Here is a 24,342-nt window from a genome sequence, read left to right as displayed (position 1 = left end):
TTATTCGGATATGGGGCCGGTCGATTGCCGGATCACGAGCCCGGTCGGTCGAATGGTGATGCCGGCGGCCGTTGGTGTTTCGCCCGTGATCAGGCGAACCAGCATGCGCACCGCGTCATAGCCAAGCTGATCGAGGGGATAGGCGATCGACGTTACGGCCGGTGTGAGCAGATCGGCGACGGGCCCGTCGTAGAAGCTGATGACGGACAAGGCGCCCGGAACGCTCAATCCGAGTTGCCGCGCCACGCGCAATGCACCCGCGGCAACCAAATGGTTGGTGGCGAAAATCGCGGTCGGCCGGTCGGCCAGGGCGAGCACGGCGTGCGCGCCCGCTTCGCCGCCCTCGCGGTCATAACCGCAATTGACGATAAAGCGCTTGTCGAGGCGCAGGCCGCATTGGGTGAGCCCCCGCTTGAAGCCGGCGAGACGCCGTGTTCCGAGGAACCGCCGCGTGCTGCCGAGAAATCCGATCCGCTCGTGGCCTAGCTCCGCCAGATGGCGTATCGCAAGCATCACGCCCGCCTCGTCATCAAGGATGACATGCGGAAACTGCTCATTCAGGTAGCGGTTGACGAGCACGGCCGGTGCCCCGAGCCGTTGCACGGCGGCCAATTGCCGCGCCTCTTGCTTGCCTGTGGAGATCAGAAATCCGTCGACCCTGTTGCTGGAGAGAATGCGTGCGGCCAGATTCGGATCTTCGCCTTCCTCGCCGATGCCGCCAATCAGCATCGAATATCCGAGCTCGAATGCCGCCCGCTGGGCGCCCTGGATGATGGCGACGAATGCCGGGCTGTTGATCTCGGGCACGATCATGGCAAGGCTGCCCGAGCGCGCGAGGCGCAGGCCTCGTGCCTGCGGATTGGGGACGTAGCCGAGCTCGACGATCGCGCGACGCACCGTCTCCTTGGTCTCGTCCCGGACGTTGAGAGTGGGATCGTTGTTGAGGATGCGCGAAACCGCGCCGGGCGAAACACCCGTCGCTTTCGCGACGTCGGCTATCGTCACTCTTTTGTCAGCCACCAAGCTCGCCCCTGGATGATCTCGTGCCGGGCGACAGGTGTCGGTCCGGCTCTCGAATTCTATAGCACCGGAAAGCGGCCGCCGCCGGGCTATCCATCGCCAGTCAGGTAGTCCCAAGCCGATAGCGTGTGGGTCTTGATGACCGTCATGAACTCCTCGACCAGCACGCATTCGTCGGCGGCCGCCATGCGCGTCGGCGCCGGACCGTAGATGTAAGCGGGCACCTTGTGGTAGCGCCAGAACTTGCAATCGGTGGCGCCGAGCGAGGGAACTGCGATCGGGCGCAGGCCTGAAACGGCTTCGGCGTTGCGCGCCAGGAGGCCGACCATCGGATGGTCGTGTGCGCACGAATTCGAAGCATTGCTGGCCGCTTCCTGAATCGCCACATCCACTTGCGGATAGTCGGTGAGAATGGTCTGGATGGTCTGCATGACCCGACCGGCGTCGAGCCCGATCGGCAACCTGATGTCCGCCTCGAAGACGCAGGAGGCGGGAATCATGTTGACCTTCAGACCGCCCTTGATGGTGCCGATATTCAGCGTCGGGCGAGTCAGGATGTCGGCAGCGCCAAAGCCCATGGCGTGGTCGGCTGCCGCGCGCACCTCGGGCCGTCCGAGATAGGCGCGCAGCGATTCGGGAAGCTCAGGGACGATCGCCTCGATCTGTGCAAGCCGGTCGATCAGGGTGGCGGCGATGCGTGTCGCGCTTTTCGATTTGTGCAGATGTGCGCCATGCGCGCCGGCGGTTCGCACCGTGAACGTCAGCCGCAACGTGCCTTTTTCGGCGAAGCGAACGGTCTGCAGACCGCTGGGTTCCGCATTGATCATGCAGTCGCCATGCCACCGCGTCTCGTTCTCGAGCAGCCAGCGGCTGCCCCAGCGGCCGCCGGTCTCCTCGTCCGACACGGCAGTCAGGCCGAGGCTTCCCGCCAGCTTGCCGCGATGGGCGTGAAGATAGCTGAACGCAATCACCGAGGCGGCGGTGCCAGCCTTCATGTCGCAGGCTCCGCGGCCATGCACGTAGCCATCCTCCAGCGCGCCGGACCAGGGATCGCGCGACCAGCCGCTGCCGTCACCTACCGGAAACACGTCGATATGGCCGTTCATCACCAGCCTTCGTCCGCTGCGCCCGCCCTCAAATTCGGAAACTACGTTAGGCAGGTCCTCGCGCGGCGCGACGATCGACGCCTCGATGCCGCGGCTCGCGAGATAACGCGTCACCACCGCCGCGGCCCGCCGCGTATTGCCCGGGGGATTGGGCGACGGCTCGCGGATGAAGGCTTGCAGAAAAGCGATGTGCGAGGCGCGATCGCGCTCGATCTCGGCCATCAGGTCGTCTTTCGTCACATGGTGCATTGACATTCTTCCCGGGCTTTGTAGTGTCGCAACTAGTAAAACGATTTACTAAAGGAAAAAATCGAAGGCAAGCCGGTTCATTCCAAGCCGGCCGTGACGAGCCGACGATCGCGCGGTCGCGGGCATCGTAGGACGACGAAGGCGCTTGGACGAAGACATCTGGACGAAAACACCTGCATGACAAGCATATTGAGTGAAGATGCCCTCATGGGCGGCGGCCGGGATGATCTCGCCGATGACCTTTCGGAGTTCGAGCATGTCCGACGCAAGCACATCGGCCGTTACGTCAGCGCCGCATTGATCGTCGCGCTCGCGTCCTGGGTCACCATGGCCTTCGCGCACGGCCGTATCGAATGGGCGTTCGTTGGCCAGTATGTTGCCGTACGTACCATCATCATGGGACTGGGCAACACCGTGCTGATGACTGCGCTCGCAATGCTGATCGGCATCGCGATCGGCGTGACGGTCGCCATCATGCGGCTCTCGTCCAATCCCGTGGTCAATTTGGCGGCGGCTGGCTATGTCTGGTTCTTCCGCGGCACGCCGGTACTGCTGCAGTTGCTGCTGTGGTTCAATCTGGCACTGGTGTTTCCTCATCTCGGCATTCCCGGACTTGTCGAGGTGCCGACCGTCGAGGTGATGACGCCGTTCCTCGCGGCCCTGCTTGGACTCGGCATCAATCAGGGAGCCTATACGTCGGAGGTCGTGCGTGCAGGTCTGCTGTCCGTCGATCAGGGGCAATACGAGGCCGCCAAGGCGATCGGCATGCCCCGCCTGCTGGCGTTGCGCCGGATCATCCTGCCTCAGGCCATGCGCGTGATCGTCCCGCCGATCGGCAACGAGGTCATTGGCATGGTCAAGCTGACGTCGCTTGCGAGCGTGATCCAGTTTCCGGAAATGGTCTACAGCGCCGAGAATATCTACTACGCCAACAACCGGGTCATCGAGCTGCTGATCGTCGCAGGCATCTGGTATGTCGTGGTCGTCACGGTGCTCTCGATCCTTCAGGGGCGGATCGAGCGATATTTCGCGCGCGGCGCCGGCGCATCCGGCGCTATGTCGCGAGCCGGAGCGTCGAGATGATGCAGATCGTCAAATCGGTCGGCGTGCGCAAATCCTTTGGCGCCTTCGAAGCCCTGCGGGGCATTGATCTTGAAATCGATTGCGGCGAGGTGCTGTGTATTGTCGGCCCATCGGGCTCGGGCAAGAGCACCTTCCTACGCTGCATCAATCAGCTCGAGGCGATTGATGCCGGCGCCTTGTGGGTCAATGGCGAGCTGGTTGGCTACCGGCGCAGCGGCCGCAAGCTGTTCGAGCTCTCCGAACGAGAGATCGCTCGGCAGCGGCTCGCGACCGGTATGGTGTTCCAGCGCTTCAACCTGTTCCCGCACAAGACCGCGTTGGAGAACGTCATCGAAGGACCGGTGCAGGTCCTGAGGACGGAGCGCAGGCAGGCCGAGGCGATCGCCACCGAGCTGCTCGCGCGCGTCGGCCTTGCGCACAAACGTGGTGCCTATCCGATCGAGCTGTCGGGCGGTCAGCAGCAGCGCGTCGCGATCGCCCGCGCGCTCGCGATGAAGCCCGCACTGATGCTGTTCGATGAGCCGACCTCCGCGCTCGATCCCGAGCTGGTCGGAGACGTGCTCTCCGTCATGCGCGACCTCGCGCGAACCGGAATGACCATGATCGTCGTGACGCACGAGCTCGGCTTCGCGCGCGAAGTCGCAAACCGGGTCTTGTTCATGGACCACGGCCTGGTGGTCGAAGCCGGATCGCCGGAGCAGGTGCTCGGCAGGCCAACCCAGGCCCGGACGCGCGATTTCATCTCGGCCGTGCTGAGCTAGCCGGTCGACACCATCGAGGATTGAGAAGCAGCATGTTGTCACGATCCCGCTCTTGTCTTGCAGTCGGCGCAGTCGTGGTCGCGTTCAGCCAGCCCATGGGCATCGCCGGCGCGCAAGGCACGAAGGCCGTTATCAATGCGGCGACGGTGCCGAAATATCCTCCGTTCGAATTCAAGGATCCGGCCTCGGGTAAGCTGATTGGATTCGATGTCGAGATCGTCGAGGCGATCGCCGCCCGGATTGGCATCAAGGTCAATTGGATCGATTCGAGCTTCGACCAGCTGATCAGCTCGGTCGAGACCAGACGTGCCGACGTGATCGTGGCCGGCATGGCCGACACGCCGGAGCGCCGCGCGACCGTGAACTTTCTCAATTACCTGCATGCCAACAGCGTGTTCTTCACGCTGCGAGCGAGCGCGGAGCGCTTTCCGGACATGGACGCGCTCTGCGGCAAGCGGGTTGCCACCGCGCGCCGGACCCTCTGGCCTGCCGCGATCGAGAAATGGAGCGATGAGCATTGCACCGCCGCCGGTAAGCCTGCGATCATCGTGATCGGCACGGACGGATCGCCGGATACGAGACTGCAGCTGAATCAGGGGCGCGCGGATGCGGCGGTCCAGGGGGCTGAAACCATTCCCTATCAGAATTCGATCGAGGGCAACCGCTACGTTATTCTCGGCAAGCCGTTCCTCGTCCAGGATATGGGACTAGGATTCGCCAGGGACGATTCGCAATTCGGGCAGAAGCTCAAGCAAGCGCTTGCCGCGCTCATGGCCGACGGCAGCTATCAGGCCTTGCTGCGCAAATGGGACCTGAACGGCAGCGCAATCGAGCAGGCCATGATCAACGGCCAGCCCTGAACGCACTGGCACGCCTCAATCATCCAGCTTGTTCAGATCCCGCACCGACTGCATGATCGGCTCGAAATTCGAGCGCGCGTCCAGTGCGTCGAACAATTGCGCGGTGTCTTCCAAGAGGCCGTGCGACCGCGCAATCGCAATGCGCACGTCCTCCTGCGGCGTGTCGGACAGCCGTCCGTGCCCGGACAGCAAAATCCTCGCGTTCAGTCCCTTGATGCGCTCCAGCGACTGGATATAGTCGGCGATGCTCCCCGAGCCGAACACGCCGCCCATCACGCCACCTGGCATCAAGGTGTCGGCAGCAAACAAGAGGCCCTTGTCCTGGTCGAACAGCGTGATGCAGGCCGAGGTGTGACCAGGCGTGTACATCACATTCAGGCGGAAATTGCCGAGGTCGATCAGATTGCCTTCCTCGAGCCAGATGTCGATGTTGATGGGCACGTTCGGCTCGTTGAACATCTTGCGCAGCATCGAGAAATCGTCGCGCAACATGATCTTGTTGGCGGCAAGCCGATGGGCCGCAACGTAGGTGCGGCGCTCGTTGAAGTGCCAGGCCGCGCCGATATGATCGAGATGCTCGTGGCTCAGCACCACCATGTCGATTGTCTCCGGCGGGCAGCCGACGAAGTTCAGACATTCCACCATGGCCGGATAGTTCGAGGACAGGCCGACATCGATCAGGATGGTGCGGGCCGAGCCGCGCACGAGATAGGCGTTGGCCGCGCGGTTGGAGAAGCGGATCTGATAGACGTCATCGGCGGCCTGGATCAGCGAGCAGACGTCGTTCTTCATCAGGATAGGGAATGCGGTCGGCTTGCGTTCGCTCATGATTGCGCCGCCCGGTAGGTGACGGCGTTGGAGGCGCGCAGGCGCTTTGAAAGGGCGTCCATCACCATCAGCGCGAAGGCCGGTTGCTGGCTGACGAGATAGACGAAGCGGGCGTGGTTGATCCGCATCACGCGCGTGTTCGGCGCGGAGGCGATCGCGGTCGCCGAGCGGACCGAGCCGTCGATCACGGCCATTTCGCCGAAGAACTCGCCCTTGCCGAGCTTGGTGATGCTGGTCTTGCTGGCGCCGTTCATCTTGGCGATCTCGACCTCGCCCTCGAGCACGACAAAGAGCTCGCGCCCGGTCGAGCCTTCCTCGAAGATGACGTCGTCGACAGCAAACGCGTTGATGCATTTCTCGATCGTCATGGCACCCCCAAACGCCTTCTGGCTGACGGGATGCGCCATGTTAACCGGGGAACCGTGACGGGCAAACAACCCCTTCGGCTAAGAGAGCGGCTTCTCGCCGGGGAGCACCGGCTGACAATTTGTTGCGCGCCGCCACGCCGGTTCCACCTTGCTGACCCAATTCGGCCTCGGACGAGTTCCTAAAATTTCGGTAAGCGGGTCCCGAGGTAAGGAATTCGCAAGCAATGAAAGTTACCAAAAAGTCAACCCAGACTGGAGTATTTGAGCCGTGAGCGAACCAATGTCCGACCTGGCTGGCCAGGACGCTGCCGCCGCCGACGCCGCTGCAACCGCGCCGCAGGTCGTCGAGGCTGCCGCCGGCATCGAGGCTCCCTCGATCGCCCCCGACCATGAGACCCCGCCCAAGGCGGACGCGCCGCAGGTCGATCCGCCCCGGATCGTGATCCCGAAGTTCGAAACCAAGGCCGAATCCAAGCCCGAGGCCAAAGCGGAGCCCAAGCCCGGCAAGCTGATCGTGATGGCGCCCTCGGAACGGTCCTGGGACCGCGAAGAGTTTGCCCCGCATGTGAAGGCCGACGAGGTTCGTGACACCAGCAGCAAGCGCCGCGTGTCGGCGATGGCCGCGGTGGTGGCGATCGCGGCCTGCGTCGGCGCCATCAGCGGCGCGCTTGCGACCGCCGGCATGATGCATTTTGCCAGCCCGCCGCCGGCTCAGGTCGCCGATACCAGCGCACTGGATGCCTCGGTCGCGCGGATCGACGCCGACATCGTGGCCCTCAAGGCCAATGTCGAGCACACCTCGAAGAATGGTCTTGCCCAGTTCAACCGGGCCAACGACCGCCTCGACAAGCTCGAGAAGGCGCAGGCCGAACCGTTGGCGAAGCTGGCCAAACTGTCCGAGACCGTCGACAAGCTCCGCGCCACGCCGCCGGCAGCCCCCGCGCAGGCCGCCGCAGCAGTGCCCGCCAAGGAAACCACCGGCTCGATCGCGCCGGCTCCGACCCAGGTCGCGACGGCCGCCGCCGCGCCGGCTGCCGTGCCGCCCGCGCCCGCCGCGCCCAAGACGGAGGTCGGCCGCTTGCCGACGATCGAGGGCTGGAGGCTGCGCGACGTCGCCAATGGCGGCGCGCTGATCGAGGGCCGGGGCGGCCTCTACGAGGTCTATGCCGGCGATCCCATTCCCGGCATCGGCCGTGTCGATGCGATCCGCCGCCAGGACGGCCGCTGGGTGGTCGTCACTTCCAAGGGGTTGATCGTCGCGCGCTGAACGGCCGATAGCTGAAACTCAAAAGAGGCGCTTCACCACCGCGTGAGGCGCCTTCTGGCTTGAATAGGCTGGCAGGCGCGGTGTTAGTGGAGGCATGAGCCGCGCGCCGCGAATTCTCCTGGCTGCCATCCTGTCGTTGGGCAGCGCCATGTCGCTCTCGGCAGAGAATGCGCCGCTCGTGCGTGGCACCGCGATCACCGATCCCGATCTCCTGAAGAAGCTCGACCAGAGCGATGCGCTGTCAATCTCGCGCCTGTTAGGGCCGGAGCGAAACGCGAATGTTCCCCTGACCAGCGACCAGCTGTTCGCCTCACTGCCGCAGCTCAAGGACATCCCGCCGGCAATCGATGCGGAGTTCGACCGCTACATCGCGCAGCACAAGGCAAAATTCCCGAGCGAGACCATCGGTGTCGGCGAAGATTTCGTCGTTCAGCTGTTCGATCGGGCCGTGATGAGATCCGCCAACACGCGCTTCGTGCTGGCTGGCATCGTCAATCGCATGGACCGTGCCTATGTGTCGGAGGAGTCCTGCGGGGAGATCCGTCTGATCTATCGTCTCGCACGGTTCGAGACCAGGCCTGACGGCAGCAGCGCCGCGACGCGCCTGCCGATGACGTTCAACCTCGTGATGAAGGCGCGCGATGCGCGCCAGACGGATGGTAGCGGCAAACCCATCACCTGCGCCGAGGTCGCACGGCGCTGGCTCGACAATGGCGACTGGCAGGGACTGATCGGCAGCCACTCTGCGCCCTACGATGCGATGATCGACCGCATCGAGACCAACATCCAGATCTCGATCGCGCCGAAATCGGCCCTGCACGATTTCCGCTCCGACTATCTCCTCAAGGTCTTCAAATACGACGCTGCCACCAAGACTTTCGAGGAATCGACGCTGGAGAACCAGATCGACCGCGACCGCATCCTGGCCGATGATGCGCTCCGCCGCGACTTCAAGACTTGGCTGCTCGAGCCCGCGAATCTCCGCGAGTTCGATCACGGCACGGTGCTGATCCCGGACAAGTATCTCGCCAAGGCCGCCGTGGCGCCGACGCCCGCGGGCCTCGACGGCTCGGCGTTGCAGCCGGAGTTCGGGATGATGCAAGGGGAAGGAAAAGGCGAAGATAAGAGCGATCCTGTCTTCACCGATAACGACGTCGTCGGCGCGCTGAAGCAGGCGGCCGCGCGCGGCATCACCATGGAAAACATCCGCTCGGTGGCCGGCTTCCAGCGTCGCCTCAACGATGTCACCTGCTCCGGCTGCCACCAGACCCGCGGCATCGGCGGCTTCCATTTCCCGGGCGTGGACTGGCTGACGGAGGGAGCCTCGAATTCCACCATCGTGCCGGCCTCGCCGCATTTCGTCGGCGATCAGCCCCGCCGCCGCGACATCCTGACCGCGTTCGCCGAAGGCAAACGTCCTGATTTTTCACGCGGATTTGCCAGCCGGCCGCAGACGCGCGGTAGTCGGGAACTCGCCGGCACCGAATATCAGGACGGCTGGGGCGCGCATTGTTCCCTGCAAAACGCGGGATCGGGAACGGCCGATAGGAGTTTCACGTCATGGACCTGTGCTAAAGGTCTCACCTGTCAGGCTGCGGCGGCTTCAAACCGCATTGGCATGTGCTTCATCAAGACGCGTTAGCGCATGATCCCGGGGCATGCGCCAGCCAACAAGCGATTTGGATGACCCATGACGGACACCGGCGAAGCCAACAAGGAGCGCAATCGCGAAATCGCGCGCAATGAGGAAGCCAAGCAGGTCACCGGCAGCGTTCGCGTCAGCTCCTGGGCCGTCGCTGTCGTCGTCATCGTCGGCGGAATCCTGTTCACGCTCGGCTGGCTGGCGCTGCGGTAGCCTTCACTTCGCGTAATCTGGCTATTGCCGGATTCCGGGAAGTCATGCAGGCGATAGACGGGCATGGGACCTCACGGCAGCGGTGTTCGGCTGTTATGCCGCGCTGGTTCGACGTCGTCATGGAGCGGCGGCCCCCTTACCCCACCGCCCCGGATCCCCGCAGCTGCTTGATCGCGGCTTCGTCATATCCCGCGCCACGTAAAATCTCGTCACTGTGCTCGCCGACGCCGGGCGGCTTGCGCGGCTGCATCTTCCTGGTGCCGTCGATCCAGATCGGCGAGCTGATGGTGAGCATGGTGTCGTTCTCGAACGGCACCAGCACCTCGTTGTCGAGCATCTGCTTGTCATCAGGAATGTCGTCGAGAATGCCGACGATGCCGAAGACGAGCCCGTTGCCATCGAGGATTTTTCGCCATTCTGCGAGGTCCTTGGTGGCGAATGTTTCGTCAAAGACCTTGATGAGCTCGACCGAGCGGGCGTGGCGATCCGCCTTGGTGGCAAAGCGCGGATCGGTGATCAAATCCTCGCGTCCGAGGCACTTGGCCAATGTCGGAAACTGCTTCTCCTCGCTGAGCAGCGACAGGATCAGCCAGCGGCCGTCCTTGCACTGGTAGTGGTTGGCAACCGCATTGAGCGCGCGCTCGCGCGGTCGCCGCTCGCCGAACTTGGCGCCGCAGAGTTTCGCCTGCGCCAGCACGCTCGCGGCCCACACCCCGTTGGCCATCAGGTTCGAGGCGACATGCGAGCCCTTGCCGGTCTTCTCGCGCTGATACAGTGCGGTGACGATCGCGCTGTACAGCGCCATGGCGCAGGGATGATCGCCCATGCCTGCGACGGAGCGGGCCGGCGTGGTGTCGGTGTCGGCCCGGACCAGATCCATCAGGCCGGAGCGCGCCCAATAGGCGTTGCTGTCGAAGCCGGGCTTGTTGGCTTCCTCGCCCTTCTCGCCGTAGCCGGTGAAGGAGGCGTAGATCAGCCGGTCGTTGAGATGAGCGAGATGGTCATAGGTGATGCCGAGCTTGGCGCGCACCGGCGGCGGCATGTTGGTGATGAACACGTCGGCCTCTTCGACCAGTCTGTAGAGCACGGCCTGGGCCTCGGGCTTGGAGAGGTCGAGCGCGAGGCTCTTCTTGTTGCGGGCCTCGAGCAGCCAGGCGAAATTGTGCTCGCTGGTGGGATAGCCGGGCAGGTTGGGCAGATTGCGGTAGGGGTCGCCGGCGCCGGGCGGCTCGATCTTGATGACGTCGGCGCCGAAATCGGACAGCACGGTCGCAGCCGCGGGCGCCGCGATGAAGCTCGCGCAGTCCAGAACCTTGAGCCCTGCAAAAATGCCTTTTTCCATCGCGGCGTTGCTCCTCGCTCTTGTTGTTTCCCGCCGGCTGGAATTCTGTAATCTCCAGACGGCACAATCATTTGACCGATGTTTCGGCGGGATGCAACGCTCGTCGGACAATCGCCGTCTCGGGGTCGTCATGCCAGAGGGTTATGGCAATCCGCTCGCCCCGGTTGTACAGCTTCTGAGCCTGCCCGCTGCTCGCCGGGCCGGCTTGTCTTGCTGCAAGGATCTGCCTGCTATGTCGATCCCGTTCGCTCGTCTGATGGTGCCTGCCGCGGTCATGTTCCTGTGCGGGGTGGCCGGTTTGGCGGAGGCAGGCGACCTCGAGGACTGCAATGGGCCGCTCCCTGCGAAGATAGAGCCCGGCTGCACGGCCATCATCAACGACCAGTCGCGTCCCGCCGCTGAACGGCTGCGTGCCTATGTGGGCAGATCGCACCTGTTCACGAGCCGGTCCAACGTCGACGGAGGTCTCGCGGATGCCGACGCGGCCGTGCAGATCGACCCGAAATCCGTGCCGGCGCTGCTGGCGCGCGGCTATGCACGGCAGCGCAAGGGAGATTTCGACGGCGGGCTGGCCGATATGAACCAGGCGATCGAGCTCGATCCCAACAGTCCGAACGCCTATGCAGCCAGGGGCGGGCTGAAGCTCGATCGGAAGCAATGGACCGATGCGGCCGCGGATTTCACCAAGACGATCGCCCTGAAGCAGGACTATGCCATGGCCTATGTCGGACGCGCGCGCGCCTCCGTCGAGACCTCGCAGCTCGATTCGGCGATGAGCGACGTCAACACGGCGATCTCGCTGAATGCGAGCCTGCCCGGCGCCTTTTTCTGGCGCGGCCAGATCTATCGCCGCAAGGGCGATCTCGACCACGCCATCGAGGATTTTTCGCGCGTGATCGCGCAGTCGCCGCAACCCGATCGCGGCGCCTATTTCGCGCGCGGGCAGAGCTTCAGTTCCAAGGGCGATTATGCCCGTGCGATCGCGGATTTCGACAAGGTGCTGTCGATCGCTCCTGGTGACCAGATGGCTCAGCAGCAGCGGCAGGCTGCGGTCGCGATGCAGGCGGAGCTCGCCAAGGTGCAAGGTGGGACCGCCGCGCCCGCGCCCTCGGCATCCACGGCGTCCAGGTCGGTAGCCGCCGATCCGCCGCCGGCAACGCCGCAAGCGACGGTTCCGCTGGCAACGATCCCGAAAGGAACATTCCCGGCACCGCCACCCGGCTTGAGCGAGGCGGCGCAATTGATGGCGCAAAAGAAATACGCCGATGCCCTGCCGCGTCTCAACACGGTGATTGCGGCCGATCCCCGCAATGTGCAGGCGCTGAGATACCGGGTCTCGGCGAACCTGTCGCTGTCCCATTTCGCGGAGGCGCGGACCGACATCGATACGCTGCTCAGGATGAAGCCGAATGACGGACCCTTGCTGGTGTCCCATGCGGTTGCCTCGATCGGGATGAGGCAGTTCGACCAGGCCACCGCCGATGCCAACCAGGCCCTCAGCATCAATCCGAATGATGCGGCCGCTTATATCTGCCGCGGCATGGCGAGCCGCCTGACCGGAAAGTTCCAGGACGCGATCGCTGATCTCGACCGCTCGATCTCGCTCAACGACAAGGACTACATGGCCTTCGCCGAGCGCGGTCAGGCCTATATGGGGCTCAATCAGAACGACAAGGCCGTCGTCGATTTCGATCGTTCGCTGGTGCTCAACCCCGTCAACGACAACGCCCGCGCCGCCCGCGGCCTCGTGCTGCTGCTGAAGGGAAACAGCGCCGAGGGCCTCGTCGACGTCAAGAACGCGCTCGATCGCAATCCCAACAACCAGGTCGCCGAGCTCGGCCAGGGACTGGCGATGCTGCTCTCGGGGCAGTACGACCGCGCGATCGTCGCGCTCGACCAACTCGTCGGCAAGCAGCCTGCCTTCGACACCTTCGTGCGGACACTCCGCGCACGCGCCTATCTCGGCAAGAAGGATGCCGCTGGCGCCATGACCGATCTCGATCTGGTGCTGAGGACACGGCCGAACGATGCCGATGCGCTCGGCCTGCGCGGCATCGCCTTCACCTCGATGAAGCAATACGACAAGGCGCTGGACGACCTCGGCAAGGCGATCACGCAGAAGCCCACCATCGAACGCTATTTTGCGCGTGCCACGGCCTATGAGGGCAGGGGCGATCTGGACAAGGCGACGGACGATTATCGCAGCGCCACTCAGATGGCGCCGGCGAACGTGTTCGACATCGCGGCCCAGACCCAATCCAGGTTGAAGATCCAGCAGCTTTCCAAGCGCACGCCCTGCGGCACCTCCGGGCGCGGCGACAAGGACGACACTTGCCTGTAAGCTACTCCTCGCCCGCCAGCAGTGCGGCGTTGCCGCCGGCCGCGGCGGTGTTGATGGTCACGGTCTGCTCGGTGGCAAATCGTGCGAGATAGTGCGGACCGCCGGCCTTGGGGCCGGTTCCGGACAGGCCGTTGCCGCCGAACGGCTGCACGCCGACCACGGCGCCGATCATGTTGCGGTTGACGTAGATGTTGCCGACCTGGACGCGGTCGATGATCGCCTCGATCGTGTCGTCGATACGGGAGTGGATGCCGAGCGTAAGCCCATAGCTGGTACGCTCGATCGCCTGCAGGACTCGGGCGAGGTTTTCGGCCCGGTAACGCACCACATGCAGGATCGGGCCGAATACCTCCTCGGTCAGTTGGCCGGCATCCGTCAGCTCGAAAATATGCGGCGCGACGAAGCAGCCCTGTGGTGCCGTGCCTGCAAAGTGCAGCCGCGCCTCGCTCTTCATTCGCGCGATATGCGCATCGAGCCGCTGCTTGGCTTCGAGATCGATGACAGGGCCGACATGGGTCGCGACATCTGAGGGATCGCCGATCTTCAGTTCGCGCGCCGCGCCCGCGATCATCTCGATCATGCGGTCGGCGACGTCCTCCTGCACGAACAACAGCCGCAGCGCCGAGCAGCGCTGACCGGCGGAGCGGAACGCGGAGGTGACGACGTCGTCGGCAACCTGCTCTGGCAGCGCGGTGGCATCCGCGATCATGGCATTGATGCCGCCGGTCTCCGCGATCAGTGGCACGATCGGGCCGTCCTTGGCGGCGAGCGTCCGGTTGATCGCGCGCGCGACTTCGGTCGAGCCGGTGAAGACGACGCCGGCGACGTCAGGATGCGCGGTCAGCGCCGCGCCGATGCGGCCGTCGCCGGTGACGAGGTGCAGCGCGCTGTTGGGAATGCCGGCCTCGTGCAGCAGGGCGACGGCCTCGCGCGCAATGCGCGGCGTCTGCTCCGCGGGCTTGGCCACCACGCTGTTGCCGGCCATCAGCGCCGCCGCGACCTGGCCGAGGAAGATCGCCAGCGGAAAATTCCATGGAGAAATCGCCACGAAGACGCCGCGGCCACGCATGGCGAGCGCATTGCTCTCGCCGGTCGGGCCCGGCATCGACGTCTCCTGACCAAACAGCTTGCGGCCCTGCGCGGCATAATAACGGCAGAAATCGGCGGCCTCGCGCAGTTCGGACAGTGCGTCGTCGAGCGTCTTGCCGCCCTCGGCTTGCAGCAGTGCGATGAAATGGGACCTGCGGCTTTCCAAGAGATGCGCAGCCTGCTCCAGCGCGGCCGCACGTGTCGGGGTCTGCGTCCGGCTCCATCCAGCAAAGCCGGCGCGGGCCGCAGCGATCGCAGCGCCTGCCTGTTCGGGCGTGGCGTCGGTAACAGGCTTGAGCTCGGGCGTCGCCGCCTTGACGTCGGCCAGCAGCCGATCGAGCGCGGTGCGCTCGCCGAACTCGATGCCGCCCGAATTGTGCCGCTCCGGCGCGAACAGGTCGCCGGGCAACGGAATCCTGGCGTGATGCGCGTGATCGGGGCGGACGATGAGATCGACCGGACGCTTCAGCAGCGCTGGCACCGGGACGCGATAGTCGGCGGCCTGCGCCACGAAGGAGGAGTTGGCGCCGTTCTCGAGCAGACGTCGCACCAGATAGGCCAGCAGGTCGCGGTGGCTGCCGACCGGCGCATAGGTACGGTAGGCGATCTCTGGGTGATCCTTGGCAAGCTGCTCGTAGAGCGCCTCGCCCATGCCGTGCAGGCGCTGGAATTCGAAGCCGCCGTCCTCGCCGGCGAGTTCCAGCACGGTCGCGACGGTGAGGGCATTGTGGGTCGCGAATTGCGGGAAGATGCGAGGTCGCAGCGCAAGGAGCTTCGACGCGCAGGCGACGTAGTTCAGATCCGTCATCGCCTTGCGCGTGAAGACCGGATAGCCGTCGAGTCCGCGCTCCTGCGCGCGCTTGATCTCGGTGTCCCAATAGGCGCCCTTGACCAGCCGCACCATCAGCTTGCGGTCGTGCGCCCGCGCCAACTCGTGGATGTAATCGATCACGGCGCTGGCGCGCTTCTGATAGGCCTGGATCGCGAGCCCAAAACCGTCCCAGCCCTCGAGCGAGGGATCGGCGAGCGTTGCTGCGATCACGTCGAGCGACAGCTCGAGCCGGTCGGCTTCCTCGGCATCGACGGTGAAGTTCAGGTCGTGCGCTTTGGCGCGGCGGGCAAGATCCAGCAGCAGCGGCACCAGCTCGGCCATCACGCGGTCGCGGCTGATCGCCTCGAAGCGCGGATGCAGCGCCGAGAGTTTTACCGAGATGCCCGGCCGGTCGGGCAGGGGATGGTTGCCCGCGGCCTTGCCGATGGTGTCGATCGCGCGGGCATAGGCGTCGAAATAGCGTCTGGCGTCTTCAGCCGTACGCGCACCTTCGCCGAGCATGTCGAAGGAATAACGCGGCTTCTGGCCGGAGCGTGGTTTCCCCCGTTCCAGCGCCTGCTCGATGGTCTCGCCGAGTACGAAGTGATTGCCCATCAGCCGCATCGCCTGGCGCGTGGCGGTCCGCACCGCGGGCGCACCGAGCCGCTTCACCAGACGGCCGATGGTGCCGTCGGGCGTCTCGCCTGGCTGGATCACCCGCGCCGACAGGCCGAGCGCCCAGGCCGAGGCGTTGACCAGGAACGCGGTGGACTTGGTCTCGTGATGGATGAAGTCGCCCTCGCCGAGCTTGTCCTCGATGAACTGGTCGGCGGTGCGCGCATCAGGCACCCGCAGTAGCGCCTCGGCCAGCACCATCAAAGCGAGCCCTTCCTTGGTCGAGAGCGCGAACTCGCGCAGCATGTCCTCGACTCCACCCAGATTGCCTGCGAGGCGGTCGTCGCGCTTGCGGATCGCCTCGATCAGTCGCGTCGCCATGCGGTCGATCCGCGCTTCCTGCGGCGGGCTAAGATGCGCCGAGGGGAAGAGCCGTGCGGCGATGTCGGCATCGTCAGGCGCGTAGGGGGCGGAGAAGGGCGGTGGGATGTTCGGCATGGCGTGTCCTGTGGCTCAAATCCAGGATAAAGCCCGCGTGACCGTAGTTCGATAGACAAGATATCAATTTTGCCTTAGAAAATGAAGCTAATTGACGCTTTCGCCGTAGGAAATATGGATCTCGATCGGATCGACCGGAGAATCCTCTCGATTTTGCAGGAAGATGGGCGAATCGCCAATGTCGAGCTCGCCGAGCGCATCGGGCTGTCGCCCACCTCGGTCGGCGAGCGGCTGAAGCGCCTGCAACGCGAGGGATTTATCGAAGGCTATGGCGCGCGGCTTAATCCGCACCGGCTTGGCCTTGGCCTGCTGGTGTTCGTCGAGGTGCTGCTCGACAAGACCACGCCTGATAATTTCGAGCGGTTTGCGCGCGCGGTGAAACTCGCGCCCGAAGTGCTGGAGTGTCACATGGTTGCAGGCGGCTTCGACTATCTTGTGAAGGCGCGGCTGGCCGACATGACCGCCTATCGGCGTTTCCTCGGCGAGACGCTGCTGTCGATGCCGGGTGTGCGCGAAACGCGCACCTATGCGGTGATGGAGGAGATCAAGCGCGACGCACCGTTGCCGGTGGGCTGACCACATGCGGTCGCGATTGTCGTTGCTGCGGCGTTGATTGGCGATCTCGACGGCAAATAGCGTTCCGCGTGCAGTCGCAACGCCTGTCGTCGAATGCACTGATCGTCTTCTAAAATCTTCTTGGCCCCACTCCCGGATCAATCCGGGAGGCCGCGAAGGCTGACGGGCTTATACTTTGAGGTTCTCTGCGGAGGTCTTGCCCCGGTTTGCGATCTCTTCATACTCAACCGTCTGGCCCTCGTTGAGCGAGGACAGGCCGGCTTTCTGCACTGCCGAAATATGGACGAAAACATCCTTGCCGCCCGACGCAGGCTGGATAAATCCATAACCCTTGGTCGGATTGAACCACTTGACCGTACCTTTAGCCATCACGTCTTCTCCGCGGGTCTTCCTCCGAGATCGCGAACCGCCAGTCCCCGCCAACCGGCTGGTTCGGTCCTACAGGATACGCGGAATGTGGCGGGCTTGGTAGATCAAACCACATCCGCATTTCGCCGAAATTCGCTCAACTTCGCGGCGTTTTTGCCGGTTTTGCCCGTTTCGCGGTCAATTGGCCCCGGTGCCGTCAGTAGGTCGCGGCAAGATAGTCCACGATCTTGCCGACGTCGGCGTCCGCAATCGGCGCGCCATAGACCTTGATCATCTTGGTCACCTCGGCCTGCCAGAACGCCTTCTTGTCCTTCATCGGCGGCTGCGTGGCGATGTAGTCCGACGAGTGGCACGCGGCGCAATTGCCCTGCACCATTTCGAGATTGGGGCCCGGCCTGAAGGCTGCCGTCTCGTCAGGGGTCTTGTAGTCGACCGGCGCGGCAAGGGACGAACCTAGCGTGACGGCGAGGGCAAAGGCGATGGCGGGGAGAACGGTGCGCTGCATGATCATTCTTCCTCAGGCCACGCTGACGCGGACGGTTTCGACGACGTTGCGCAAATAGCCCGCCGGGTTCCAGCGCGGGGTATCCGGCTGCGTCTCGCCGGAATTGCTGGTGGCGCGTACCTTGAGCTCGACCTGGCCTGCGGCGAGCTTCACCGGCAGCTTCCATTCGCGGAACGAGTAGTTGCCGAGATCCTTGCCGAGCTTGGCGGAAGCCCAGGTCTTGCCGCCATCGGTGGAGACCGAAACGTCCTTGATGCCCTTGCCGCCGTCGAAGGCGATGCCGCGCAGCGTCGTGCGTCCCGTCTTCAGCTTGGCGCCGTCGGTCACGTTGGTGATGAAGGAGCGGATGGTGAAGCGGTTGATCGGGATCGTCGCCTTCGGCGTCGTGCCGGGCTCGACCGAATTGTCGGGCGTATCGGGAATCCGGTAGGCCGACTTCATCCAGAAACCGTCATAGACGCTATCGATGACGGTGATCTCGTTGAGGTGCTTGACCCAGTAGGTGCCGTAATAGCCTGGAACGATCAGGCGCAGCGGGAAGCCGTTGAGGAACGGCAGGTCCTCGCCGTTCATGCCATAGGCCAGCATCACCTCGCCGTCGGTGGCGTGATCGAGATCGAGCGCCTTGGCGAAATCAGGCGTCTTGTCGCTGACCGGCCCGTCCATGCCAGCGAATACGACCTGCTTGGCGCCGGTCTGCACGCCGGCCATCTCGAGCACGGCTTTCAGCGGCACGCCGCGCCAGCGCGCATTGCCCATCGCGCCATTGGCGAGCTGGCCGCCGGCAACGCGCGGCTCGAAGAAGCCGCGGCTGTTGCCGGAACATTGCGCTACGGCGACGATCTCGGTCGCCTTCATTTTCCTGATGTCCTTCAGCGACAGCTTCAGCGGCTTGTCGACCTTGCCCTTGACCTCGAGCGTGAACTTGTCGGGATCGAGATTGTAGGGGAGGTCGGCGAGGTGATAGCGCACGAAGAACGCGTTGTTCGGCGTGATCGGGCCGTCGTCGAAGATGGCAAACGGCGTCTCGAGCTGCGGCGGACGGCTGGTGAGCCCGATCATCGGCCGCTTCTGCGGATATTTCACCAGCGGCCGCTCGCCATTGGCAAAAGGCAGCGTAACCGTGTCGAGCGCCAGCGCCTTGGTGGAATTCAATGTGGCCGCCATGGCGGCAAGGCCCGCTCCTTTGAGCAGGTCGCGTCGGTCGAACATTCAGGTCTCCTCCCGGAGCTTTTCGTTGGCCCGCGGTCATCACCGCGAGATCCGCGCTCATCTGTCTCAACCGTTTGGCTGAAGTCAATTCGTGCTTTCGCAGCAATCCCATGCCGCTGCGCCGCAACAGGCCGGTGTTATGCGAGATGATTCTTTCTTCACCTCTCCCGCTTGCGGGAGAGGCCGGGAGAGGGCTTTCCCCTCTAGGGGATTGTCCCAATGCGGAGACACCCTCTCCCCAACACTCTCCCGCAAGCGGGAGAGGGAGCGCACCTTCCGCGTGGCTCGCGTTACGCCGCGACGCGCTCGCCGCCGGCAATGATCGCGGACAATGTCCTGGTGTCCGCAACGACGCGCACCACCATCGGCTCGTCGCGGCCGCGAATCGCGACCTCCTGCTTCGGCAGCACGTCGTCGGCGAGGCGGGCGGTACGGCGGACCTCCTCGGAGACGATGGCCTCGCAAGCCAGCGTCTTGGTCATGTCCTGGAGCCGCGCGGCGACATTGACGGCGTCGCCCAGCGCGGTGAAGACGATGTGATCGCGATAGCCGATATCGCCGATGATGACCTCGCCGCCATGGACGCCGATGCCGAAGCGGATTGGCTGGCGCAGATCGTGGCTCAGGAGCTCGTTCAGTTCGTCGACATGGGCCGCAATGCCGGCAACGGCCTTCAGCGCCTGCCGGCAGGCGGTGTGCGGATCGGTCGTGAGCCCGAACAGCGCCAGCATGCCGTCGCCGACGAACTGGTTCGGCTGGCCGCCATTCTCGATCACGGCCTGCGATACCGCACCTAGGAAGCGATTGACGATGAAGACGGTGTCGAACGGTAGCCGCTTCTCGGCGAGTTGCGTCGAGCCGCGCATGTCGACGAACAGGCTGACGAGATAGCGCTCCTGGCCGATCCCTGCCGGCGAGGATCCGTGGGCGTCGGCCGACAGCATGTGCGGCATGAACAGCTGGAAGAAGGAGAGATCGGAATCCGGGCGCAGCTGGCAGGCCAGGCGGATCGAGGGATCGGCGGTGCCGACGCGGGCCAGCACGAATGCCTCGCGCTGCGAGGGCTCGGGCAGGGCGCCGTGGTCGCCGATGATGCGGATGCGGCAGGTCGAGCAGCGCGCGCGACCGCCGCAGACGCTGGCATGCGGCACGTTGTGGCGCAGGCTCGCCTCCAGCACCGAGAGACCCTTCGGCACGCGCACGGTCTTGCCGTTGCCGTAGGACAGCGCGATCATGCCGCCGCGCCGCTCGCGCCAGCCGCGCACGCCGCGCGCCAGCAGCACCAGCCCGAGCAGGCCGAAGTAACCCATCGTCAGTCTGCCGGTGATGCGGTCGAGCGTATCGGCCTGCGCGAACGTGCCGACCTCGCGCTGCGTGTAGTTCTGCTTGCGCCAGTCCGCATCCTCGCTGTCGGCAGCCACACTGCGGCCACCCTGGTAGATGCCGAGCAGCGCCAGCGTCGGGATCAGCACGGCGGCCGCGAGCAGATAGGGTGCCGCGCGCATGAAGAACGGTTTCAGCCGGAGCCAGAAATAGATGCCGATACAACCGTGGACCCAGGCGATGATCAACAGAATCATCATGCTCCAGAGCCGGCCGGGCGCCACGACGAAGAACAGATAGAGCTCCTGCGGATAGAGCTTCTCGTGGCCGTAAAGCGTCTGGCCCAGCCGAATGCCGATTACATGCGCCATCACCAACGCGGGGATGCTCAGGCCCAGCAGCAGCTGCAGCGGCTCGATCGTCCGCCAGCGGAACTCGCGGCGCTGGTACAACGCATAGATGCCGAGCCCCATATGGGTGAAAGCCGCGCCGTAGAATACGATCGCGACAGGCAGGAACTGCCAGAACGCGGTGTGGTAGTAGACCCCGACCTGCATGGCATCGACCGAGATGTTGCCGAGCGCATGGTTGAGGAAATGGCTGACCACATAGGAGAACAGGATGACGCCGCAGACCAGCCGCACTTGCCGCGCGCTGGTCGAGCGGACGAGTTCGGGCAATCGGGAAAGAACAGTCGTGGCCATGATTCGGTTGTATCAGCTCCCTGAGGAGAACAGCCAGCGGAGAGTTAAATTCCGCAAGAAGATGGCCGGTCTGATCACATGCGCGACAAGGTTACGTTAGGGTAAGTATTGCGGAGTGGACAGGTCTCGTAGGGTGGGCAAAGGCGCTCTTGCGCCGTGCCCACGCATCTTCAGGTGGTGGGCACGTTTCGCTTTGCCCACCCTACGCGACCGTCCGTGACGGCTGACATGGTGCGCACCAGCCGGCCACATTGACTCCCCCTCCCAAGTCGGGGAAAAGCGCGGCCGTGACGATCGCTCCCGACATCACCGTGAAGCCCGATGGCGCATTGCGCCGGCCGCTGGTCATCGCCGTGCTGGTGATTGCCGCCATGACGGTGCTGCGTATCATCTATGCCTCCGCAATCGAGCTGCGCACCGACGAGGCCTATTACTGGACCTGGTCGAAAGAGGGCGCGCTGAGCTTCCTCGATCATCCGCCCGGCATCGCCTGGCTGATCCGCTTCGGCACCGCGATCTTCGGCGACACCGTGCTTGGCGTGCGCTTCGGCGGTATTGTCGCCATGCTGGTGACGCAGCTGTTGCTCGCCGACATCGTCCGCCGCCTCACCCATGATGTGCGCGCGATCATGGTGGCCGTGCTGATGCCGGAAGCCGCGCTCTATTATGGCCTGCTGATGGCCAAGGTCGCACCCGACGTCGCCATGATCCCGTTTGCGATGGCGATGATGTGGTCGCTGGTGCGGCTGGCGCAGGGTGGCGACGGCCGCTGGTGGCTCGCGGCCGGGCTGTTCGCCGGCCTGTCGCTGCTGTCGAAATTCACCGCGATCATGTTCGCGCCGGCGGTCGCTGCGTTCCTGCTGGTGCCCGATTGGCGGACGCGCTGGCTGCGCAGTCCGCATCCCTACCTCGCGGTGCTGATCGCCGTGGCTGTGTTCTCGCCGGTCCTGATCTGGAACGCGCAGCACGACTGGGCCTCGTTCCGTTTCCAGGGCGTGCGCGCCACCGCAAATTACGGCATTTCGCTGCGAACCATCGGCGACTATATCGGCCTGCAATTCGGCCTCGTCGGGTTCGTGATGCTGCCGGTGGTGCTGTCGGCTCTCGTCATGACGGCTTGGCGCGGCTATCGCGCGCGCGAGCCGGTGGCGATCCTGCTGTCGACGGCGGTGCTGGTGCCGTTCGTCTACTTCTTCTTCAAGTCGCTGACGCTCAGGGTGGGCGATACCTGGCCGATGTTCATGTGGCCGGTCGGCTTCGCGGCCGCGGCGGTGAACCTTGCCGTGCTGCCGAAGGAAGGCTGGTCGGCGCGCTCAAGCATCTTCTGGGTGAACGCGGCGCTGGTGTCGGGGATCGCCTTCGTCGTGATCGTGTTCCTCTATTACGTCGCCGCCCCCTGGAACTTGCTCGGCAAGATGGATCCGATCGGCGCCGAGGCTGGTTACGACCAGGTCGCCGCCCGTGCGCAGGCCGCGCTGGACGAGACCGGCGCCACCTGGATCGCGACCACGGATTACCGCACCTATGCGATGATGCGCTGGCTGTTTCGCGGCAAGGTGCCTGTGGTCGAGATCAACGAGCGCGGCCGCTTCCAGGATTTTCGCGATCCCGGCATCGACAGGATCAGGGGACATGCCGGCCTCTATGTCGGTCGTCAGCCCGACGATCATTCGCCGCTGTGGGAGCTAATCCCCGCGATGCGCGAGCAGCTTGGCCAGGTCGAACGTCGCTGGCGGGGCGTCCTCATCGATACCTACACGCTCGACAAGCTCACCGGCTGGACTCCGGAGCTCTCGCCGCCAAAGGACTCGCCGCTATTCCAGTGGCGGGTGCTGGCCCTGCGAGTCACGCCTCCTCCTCTTTCCGCCGCAGCAGATCCGCTGCGAGGTCCGACAGTTTCGGCGGCGGCAGCGCGGCGAATGGCAGCGGCCTGGTGACGTCGATCGCGGCCAGGCCCAGCCGCGCCGTCAACAGCCCGTTGAGCATGCCTTCGCCCAGCCGCTGCGACAGCTTTGCTGCGATCCCGTGCCCGAGCATCTGCTGCACCAGGCTGTCGCTGGCGGCGAGGCCCCCGGTGATGGCGAGGTGGGCGATGACGTGGCGGAGCAGGCGGACCATGCCGAGCGCGCCGGGTCTGCCGCCATAGAGCCGGGCGAGCTGGCGGATCAGGCGCAGCGAGGCCACGAACACGAATAGCACGTCGAACAGCGCGCGCGGCGACACCGCCGTGACGATCGAGACCCGCTGCGCCGCCGACGACACCAGCCGCCGCGCCTCGGCATCCAGCGGCGACATCAATTCGCGCTCGGCGAGCCGGATCATGTCGGCGCCGTCGATGATCTCGCCGGTGTGGCTTTCCAACGCGGCACGGGCGCGCGCGAGTTGCGGGTTCTGGTGCGCAATGGCGATCAGGTCCTGCACGATGGCGCGGCTCTCCTTGCGATCGTCGCTGGCGAGGACCTCGGCGGCACGCCGGTGCAGTTTTTCGATCGTCGCAAGCCGTGCGAGGCCGAACGTCTCGCGCGCGATCACCACGGCGAGCGCCAGCGTGGTGACGAAGGCGAGCGCGAGCCCGACGAAGCCGAGGCTTTCGCTGCGTGCAAACAGATCCTCGATCAGCCTGACAACGCCAAGCCCGGTGCCGAGCAGCGTCAGGCCGGCGACGCCGGACCAGAATAGCGCGCCCCAAGGAAAGCCGCGACGTGCCGGGAGTGCCGTTTCGATCGGCACCGGCAGCGCCTGAGGATCGTGCTCCGGCGTGATCTGGATCGTGGCGCGGCCAAGCCGGCTGGTCTCGTCGGCCTCGCTGACGACAACGTCGGGATCGTCGAGCCGGAACGTCGCCGGCCGCCGTGGCTTCGATCGGTCGTTCATGCGAGCTTGTCTCCGATCAGGAACTGCAAGGCGCGGTCGAGACGGATGTGAGGCAGCGCCGGCTCGTCATTGCCCTCGCGTTCGAGCTTGGGCGGGCGGAAGCGCAGGAAGCGGAAATCGCTTGTCTCGGCAGCTTGCGTCGAGAGGCCGCGGAATGCGGTGCTGCCATTGAACAAGGGCTCCGGATCCAAAGGCAGATCGCCCGGGAAGGTCGCAACCTCCGTGTTGCCGTCAAAGAATTCCCCGTTGGCGCTTTCGCCTGCGGCCGGCGTGCCCAGGATCGAGGGAAGTTTGTCGCGGCCATGCGCAACCTGTGCCTCGCGCGTGGCGCGGACGGCGGCAAGCGCCACCACGTCGATCTCAGCGCCGGTGTCTTCCGCGCGCGCGGCGGCGCGGGTGACCGCGCGGCGCAGCACGGCCTCGAGGCGGTCGTGGCTGGAATGATGCAGATGATCCGCCTTGGTCGCCGCGAACAGGATGCGATCGATGCGCGGCCTGAACATGCTGGAGAGAAACGTGCTGCGGCCGATGTTGAAGCAATCGAGAATTCCTGATAGTGCCGCTTCGAGATCGTGCAGCGCCTCGGGCCCCGAATTGAATGCGGCGAGCGCATCCGCCAGCACGATCTGGCGATCGAGCCGGGCAAAATGATCGCGAAAAAACGGTCGCACCACGACGTCCTTGTA

General features: G+C 64.7%; 21 protein-coding genes. 9 read left to right on the top strand and 12 right to left on the bottom strand.

Annotated elements, in window-relative coordinates; all coding sequences use genetic code 11:
• Positions 1 to 1,020 (bottom strand): LacI family DNA-binding transcriptional regulator, encoded by a 1,020-nt coding sequence (locus G8O24_RS07785; RefSeq protein ID WP_188098066.1) that lies wholly within the window; start codon positions 1,018 to 1,020, stop codon positions 1 to 3.
• 89 nt (positions 1,021 to 1,109) lie between these two features.
• Positions 1,110 to 2,375, bottom strand: coding sequence for an ArgE/DapE family deacylase (locus G8O24_RS07780; protein ID WP_188098064.1), 1,266 nt, complete (start codon positions 2,373 to 2,375; stop codon positions 1,110 to 1,112).
• A gap of 177 nt (positions 2,376 to 2,552) precedes the next feature.
• On the opposite strand from G8O24_RS07780, the gene G8O24_RS07775 reads away from it, so the two are divergent.
• The 3 genes from G8O24_RS07775 to G8O24_RS07765 are packed head-to-tail and all read left to right on the top strand — an operon-like array spanning position 2,553 to position 5,079.
• The gene (locus G8O24_RS07775) at positions 2,553 to 3,458 is read left to right on the top strand and encodes an amino acid ABC transporter permease (protein ID WP_188098062.1); all 906 of its coding nucleotides are present in this window, start codon (positions 2,553 to 2,555) and stop codon (positions 3,456 to 3,458) included.
• Positions 3,455 to 4,219, top strand: a complete 765-nt coding sequence (locus G8O24_RS07770) for an amino acid ABC transporter ATP-binding protein (protein WP_188098061.1) — start codon at positions 3,455 to 3,457, stop codon at positions 4,217 to 4,219. Before G8O24_RS07775 ends, G8O24_RS07770 begins: the two co-directional genes overlap by 4 nt.
• A gap of 32 nt (positions 4,220 to 4,251) precedes the next feature.
• Positions 4,252 to 5,079 (top strand): ABC transporter substrate-binding protein, encoded by an 828-nt coding sequence (locus tag G8O24_RS07765; RefSeq protein ID WP_188098059.1) that lies wholly within the window; start codon positions 4,252 to 4,254, stop codon positions 5,077 to 5,079.
• 15 nt (positions 5,080 to 5,094) lie between these two features.
• On the opposite strand, the gene G8O24_RS07760 is transcribed toward G8O24_RS07765, so the two are convergent.
• Positions 5,095 to 5,907 (bottom strand): MBL fold metallo-hydrolase, encoded by an 813-nt coding sequence (locus G8O24_RS07760; protein ID WP_188098057.1) that lies wholly within the window; start codon positions 5,905 to 5,907, stop codon positions 5,095 to 5,097.
• Entirely contained in the window at positions 5,904 to 6,275 is a 372-nt protein-coding gene (locus G8O24_RS07755; RefSeq protein WP_188098055.1) for a Crp/Fnr family transcriptional regulator, read from the bottom strand. Before G8O24_RS07755 ends, G8O24_RS07760 begins: the two co-directional genes overlap by 4 nt.
• A 280-nt stretch (positions 6,276 to 6,555) precedes the next feature.
• On the opposite strand from G8O24_RS07755, the gene G8O24_RS07750 reads away from it, so the two are divergent.
• The 3 genes from G8O24_RS07750 to G8O24_RS07740 all read left to right on the top strand — a co-directional run bounded on the left by G8O24_RS07750 (position 6,556) and on the right by G8O24_RS07740 (position 9,397).
• Positions 6,556 to 7,542, top strand: coding sequence for a hypothetical protein (locus G8O24_RS07750; protein ID WP_188098053.1), 987 nt, complete (start codon positions 6,556 to 6,558; stop codon positions 7,540 to 7,542).
• 94 nt (positions 7,543 to 7,636) lie between these two features.
• Positions 7,637 to 9,184: a hypothetical protein gene (locus G8O24_RS07745; RefSeq protein ID WP_188098051.1), complete on the top strand. Its 1,548-nt coding sequence runs from the start codon at positions 7,637 to 7,639 to the stop codon at positions 9,182 to 9,184.
• A 48-nt stretch (positions 9,185 to 9,232) separates the two neighbouring features.
• Positions 9,233 to 9,397, top strand: a complete 165-nt coding sequence (locus G8O24_RS07740) for a hypothetical protein (protein WP_188098050.1) — start codon at positions 9,233 to 9,235, stop codon at positions 9,395 to 9,397.
• Between the two features lie 136 nt (positions 9,398 to 9,533).
• Here G8O24_RS07740 and G8O24_RS07735 read toward each other — a convergent pair whose 3' ends face one another.
• A complete protein-coding gene (locus G8O24_RS07735; protein ID WP_188098048.1) occupies positions 9,534 to 10,739 on the bottom strand; it encodes a CaiB/BaiF CoA transferase family protein in 1,206 nt (401 codons plus the stop codon).
• A gap of 232 nt (positions 10,740 to 10,971) precedes the next feature.
• Here G8O24_RS07735 and G8O24_RS07730 point away from each other — a divergent pair, with 232 nt between their 5' ends.
• On the top strand, positions 10,972 to 13,080 hold the full coding sequence (locus G8O24_RS07730; protein WP_188098046.1) for a tetratricopeptide repeat protein: 2,109 nt from the start codon (positions 10,972 to 10,974) through the stop codon (positions 13,078 to 13,080).
• 1 nt (position 13,081) lies between these two features.
• On the opposite strand, the gene putA is transcribed toward G8O24_RS07730, so the two are convergent.
• On the bottom strand, positions 13,082 to 16,093 hold the full coding sequence (gene putA / locus G8O24_RS07725; protein WP_188098044.1) for a bifunctional proline dehydrogenase/L-glutamate gamma-semialdehyde dehydrogenase PutA: 3,012 nt from the start codon (positions 16,091 to 16,093) through the stop codon (positions 13,082 to 13,084).
• Positions 16,094 to 16,207: 114 nt separating this feature from the next.
• Here putA and G8O24_RS07720 point away from each other — a divergent pair, with 114 nt between their 5' ends.
• Positions 16,208 to 16,669 carry an Lrp/AsnC ligand binding domain-containing protein gene (locus tag G8O24_RS07720; protein ID WP_188098042.1) on the top strand — a complete coding sequence of 154 codons (462 nt, stop codon included), beginning with the start codon at positions 16,208 to 16,210 and terminating at the stop codon, positions 16,667 to 16,669.
• A gap of 168 nt (positions 16,670 to 16,837) precedes the next feature.
• Here G8O24_RS07720 and G8O24_RS07715 read toward each other — a convergent pair whose 3' ends face one another.
• From G8O24_RS07715 to G8O24_RS07700, 4 genes are all read right to left on the bottom strand, one after another.
• Entirely contained in the window at positions 16,838 to 17,038 is a 201-nt protein-coding gene (locus G8O24_RS07715) for a cold-shock protein (RefSeq protein WP_008134691.1), read from the bottom strand.
• Between the two features lie 196 nt (positions 17,039 to 17,234).
• Positions 17,235 to 17,543: a SorB family sulfite dehydrogenase c-type cytochrome subunit gene (gene sorB / locus G8O24_RS07710; protein ID WP_188098040.1), complete on the bottom strand. Its 309-nt coding sequence runs from the start codon at positions 17,541 to 17,543 to the stop codon at positions 17,235 to 17,237.
• A gap of 12 nt (positions 17,544 to 17,555) precedes the next feature.
• The gene (gene sorA / locus G8O24_RS07705) at positions 17,556 to 18,755 is read right to left on the bottom strand and encodes a SorA family sulfite dehydrogenase catalytic subunit (RefSeq protein WP_188098039.1); all 1,200 of its coding nucleotides are present in this window, start codon (positions 18,753 to 18,755) and stop codon (positions 17,556 to 17,558) included.
• A 290-nt stretch (positions 18,756 to 19,045) separates the two neighbouring features.
• The gene (locus G8O24_RS07700; RefSeq protein ID WP_188098037.1) at positions 19,046 to 20,782 is read right to left on the bottom strand and encodes an adenylate/guanylate cyclase domain-containing protein; all 1,737 of its coding nucleotides are present in this window, start codon (positions 20,780 to 20,782) and stop codon (positions 19,046 to 19,048) included.
• 371 nt (positions 20,783 to 21,153) lie between these two features.
• Between G8O24_RS07700 and G8O24_RS07695 the strand changes: the two genes are divergently transcribed.
• Positions 21,154 to 22,719, top strand: a complete 1,566-nt coding sequence (locus G8O24_RS07695) for a glycosyltransferase family 39 protein (RefSeq protein WP_191093100.1) — start codon at positions 21,154 to 21,156, stop codon at positions 22,717 to 22,719.
• Here the strand turns inward: G8O24_RS07695 and G8O24_RS07690 are convergent.
• Entirely contained in the window at positions 22,628 to 23,656 is a 1,029-nt protein-coding gene (locus G8O24_RS07690) for a YcjF family protein (RefSeq protein WP_188098035.1), read from the bottom strand. The two genes, G8O24_RS07695 and G8O24_RS07690, sit on opposite strands and share 92 nt — an antisense overlap.
• On the bottom strand, positions 23,653 to 24,342 hold a 690-nt coding region (locus tag G8O24_RS07685; protein ID WP_188098033.1), incomplete at its 5' end, for a YcjX family protein. The genes G8O24_RS07690 and G8O24_RS07685, both read right to left, overlap by 4 nt.

This window comes from Bradyrhizobium campsiandrae (genome assembly GCF_014529705.1).
Taxonomy (GTDB): domain Bacteria; phylum Pseudomonadota; class Alphaproteobacteria; order Rhizobiales; family Xanthobacteraceae; genus Bradyrhizobium; species Bradyrhizobium campsiandrae.
This window is presented reverse-complemented; position numbering and strand designations above follow the sequence as displayed.

What these genes read in the sequence shown, in the direction of transcription:
- G8O24_RS07735 (WP_188098048.1), bottom strand. Translation starts at nt 10,739, where the DNA reads ATGGAAAAAGGCATTTTTGCAGGGCTCAAGGTTCTGGACTGCGCGAGC.
- G8O24_RS07695 (WP_191093100.1), top strand. Translation starts at nt 21,154, where the DNA reads ATGACGGTGCTGCGTATCATCTATGCCTCCGCAATCGAGCTGCGCACC.
- G8O24_RS07775 (WP_188098062.1), top strand. Translation starts at nt 2,553, where the DNA reads ATGACAAGCATATTGAGTGAAGATGCCCTCATGGGCGGCGGCCGGGAT.
- G8O24_RS07765 (WP_188098059.1), top strand. Translation starts at nt 4,252, where the DNA reads ATGTTGTCACGATCCCGCTCTTGTCTTGCAGTCGGCGCAGTCGTGGTC.
- G8O24_RS07745 (WP_188098051.1), top strand. Translation starts at nt 7,637, where the DNA reads ATGAGCCGCGCGCCGCGAATTCTCCTGGCTGCCATCCTGTCGTTGGGC.
- G8O24_RS07720 (WP_188098042.1), top strand. Translation starts at nt 16,208, where the DNA reads ATGGATCTCGATCGGATCGACCGGAGAATCCTCTCGATTTTGCAGGAA.
- G8O24_RS07740 (WP_188098050.1), top strand. Translation starts at nt 9,233, where the DNA reads ATGACGGACACCGGCGAAGCCAACAAGGAGCGCAATCGCGAAATCGCG.
- G8O24_RS07780 (WP_188098064.1), bottom strand. Translation starts at nt 2,375, where the DNA reads ATGCACCATGTGACGAAAGACGACCTGATGGCCGAGATCGAGCGCGAT.
- G8O24_RS07690 (WP_188098035.1), bottom strand. Translation starts at nt 23,656, where the DNA reads ATGAACGACCGATCGAAGCCACGGCGGCCGGCGACGTTCCGGCTCGAC.
- G8O24_RS07715 (WP_008134691.1), bottom strand. Translation starts at nt 17,038, where the DNA reads ATGGCTAAAGGTACGGTCAAGTGGTTCAATCCGACCAAGGGTTATGGA.
- putA (WP_188098044.1), bottom strand. Translation starts at nt 16,093, where the DNA reads ATGCCGAACATCCCACCGCCCTTCTCCGCCCCCTACGCGCCTGACGAT.
- G8O24_RS07770 (WP_188098061.1), top strand. Translation starts at nt 3,455, where the DNA reads ATGATGCAGATCGTCAAATCGGTCGGCGTGCGCAAATCCTTTGGCGCC.
- sorA (WP_188098039.1), bottom strand. Translation starts at nt 18,755, where the DNA reads ATGTTCGACCGACGCGACCTGCTCAAAGGAGCGGGCCTTGCCGCCATG.
- G8O24_RS07760 (WP_188098057.1), bottom strand. Translation starts at nt 5,907, where the DNA reads ATGAGCGAACGCAAGCCGACCGCATTCCCTATCCTGATGAAGAACGAC.
- sorB (WP_188098040.1), bottom strand. Translation starts at nt 17,543, where the DNA reads ATGCAGCGCACCGTTCTCCCCGCCATCGCCTTTGCCCTCGCCGTCACG.
- G8O24_RS07700 (WP_188098037.1), bottom strand. Translation starts at nt 20,782, where the DNA reads ATGGCCACGACTGTTCTTTCCCGATTGCCCGAACTCGTCCGCTCGACC.
- G8O24_RS07755 (WP_188098055.1), bottom strand. Translation starts at nt 6,275, where the DNA reads ATGACGATCGAGAAATGCATCAACGCGTTTGCTGTCGACGACGTCATC.
- G8O24_RS07750 (WP_188098053.1), top strand. Translation starts at nt 6,556, where the DNA reads ATGTCCGACCTGGCTGGCCAGGACGCTGCCGCCGCCGACGCCGCTGCA.
- G8O24_RS07730 (WP_188098046.1), top strand. Translation starts at nt 10,972, where the DNA reads ATGTCGATCCCGTTCGCTCGTCTGATGGTGCCTGCCGCGGTCATGTTC.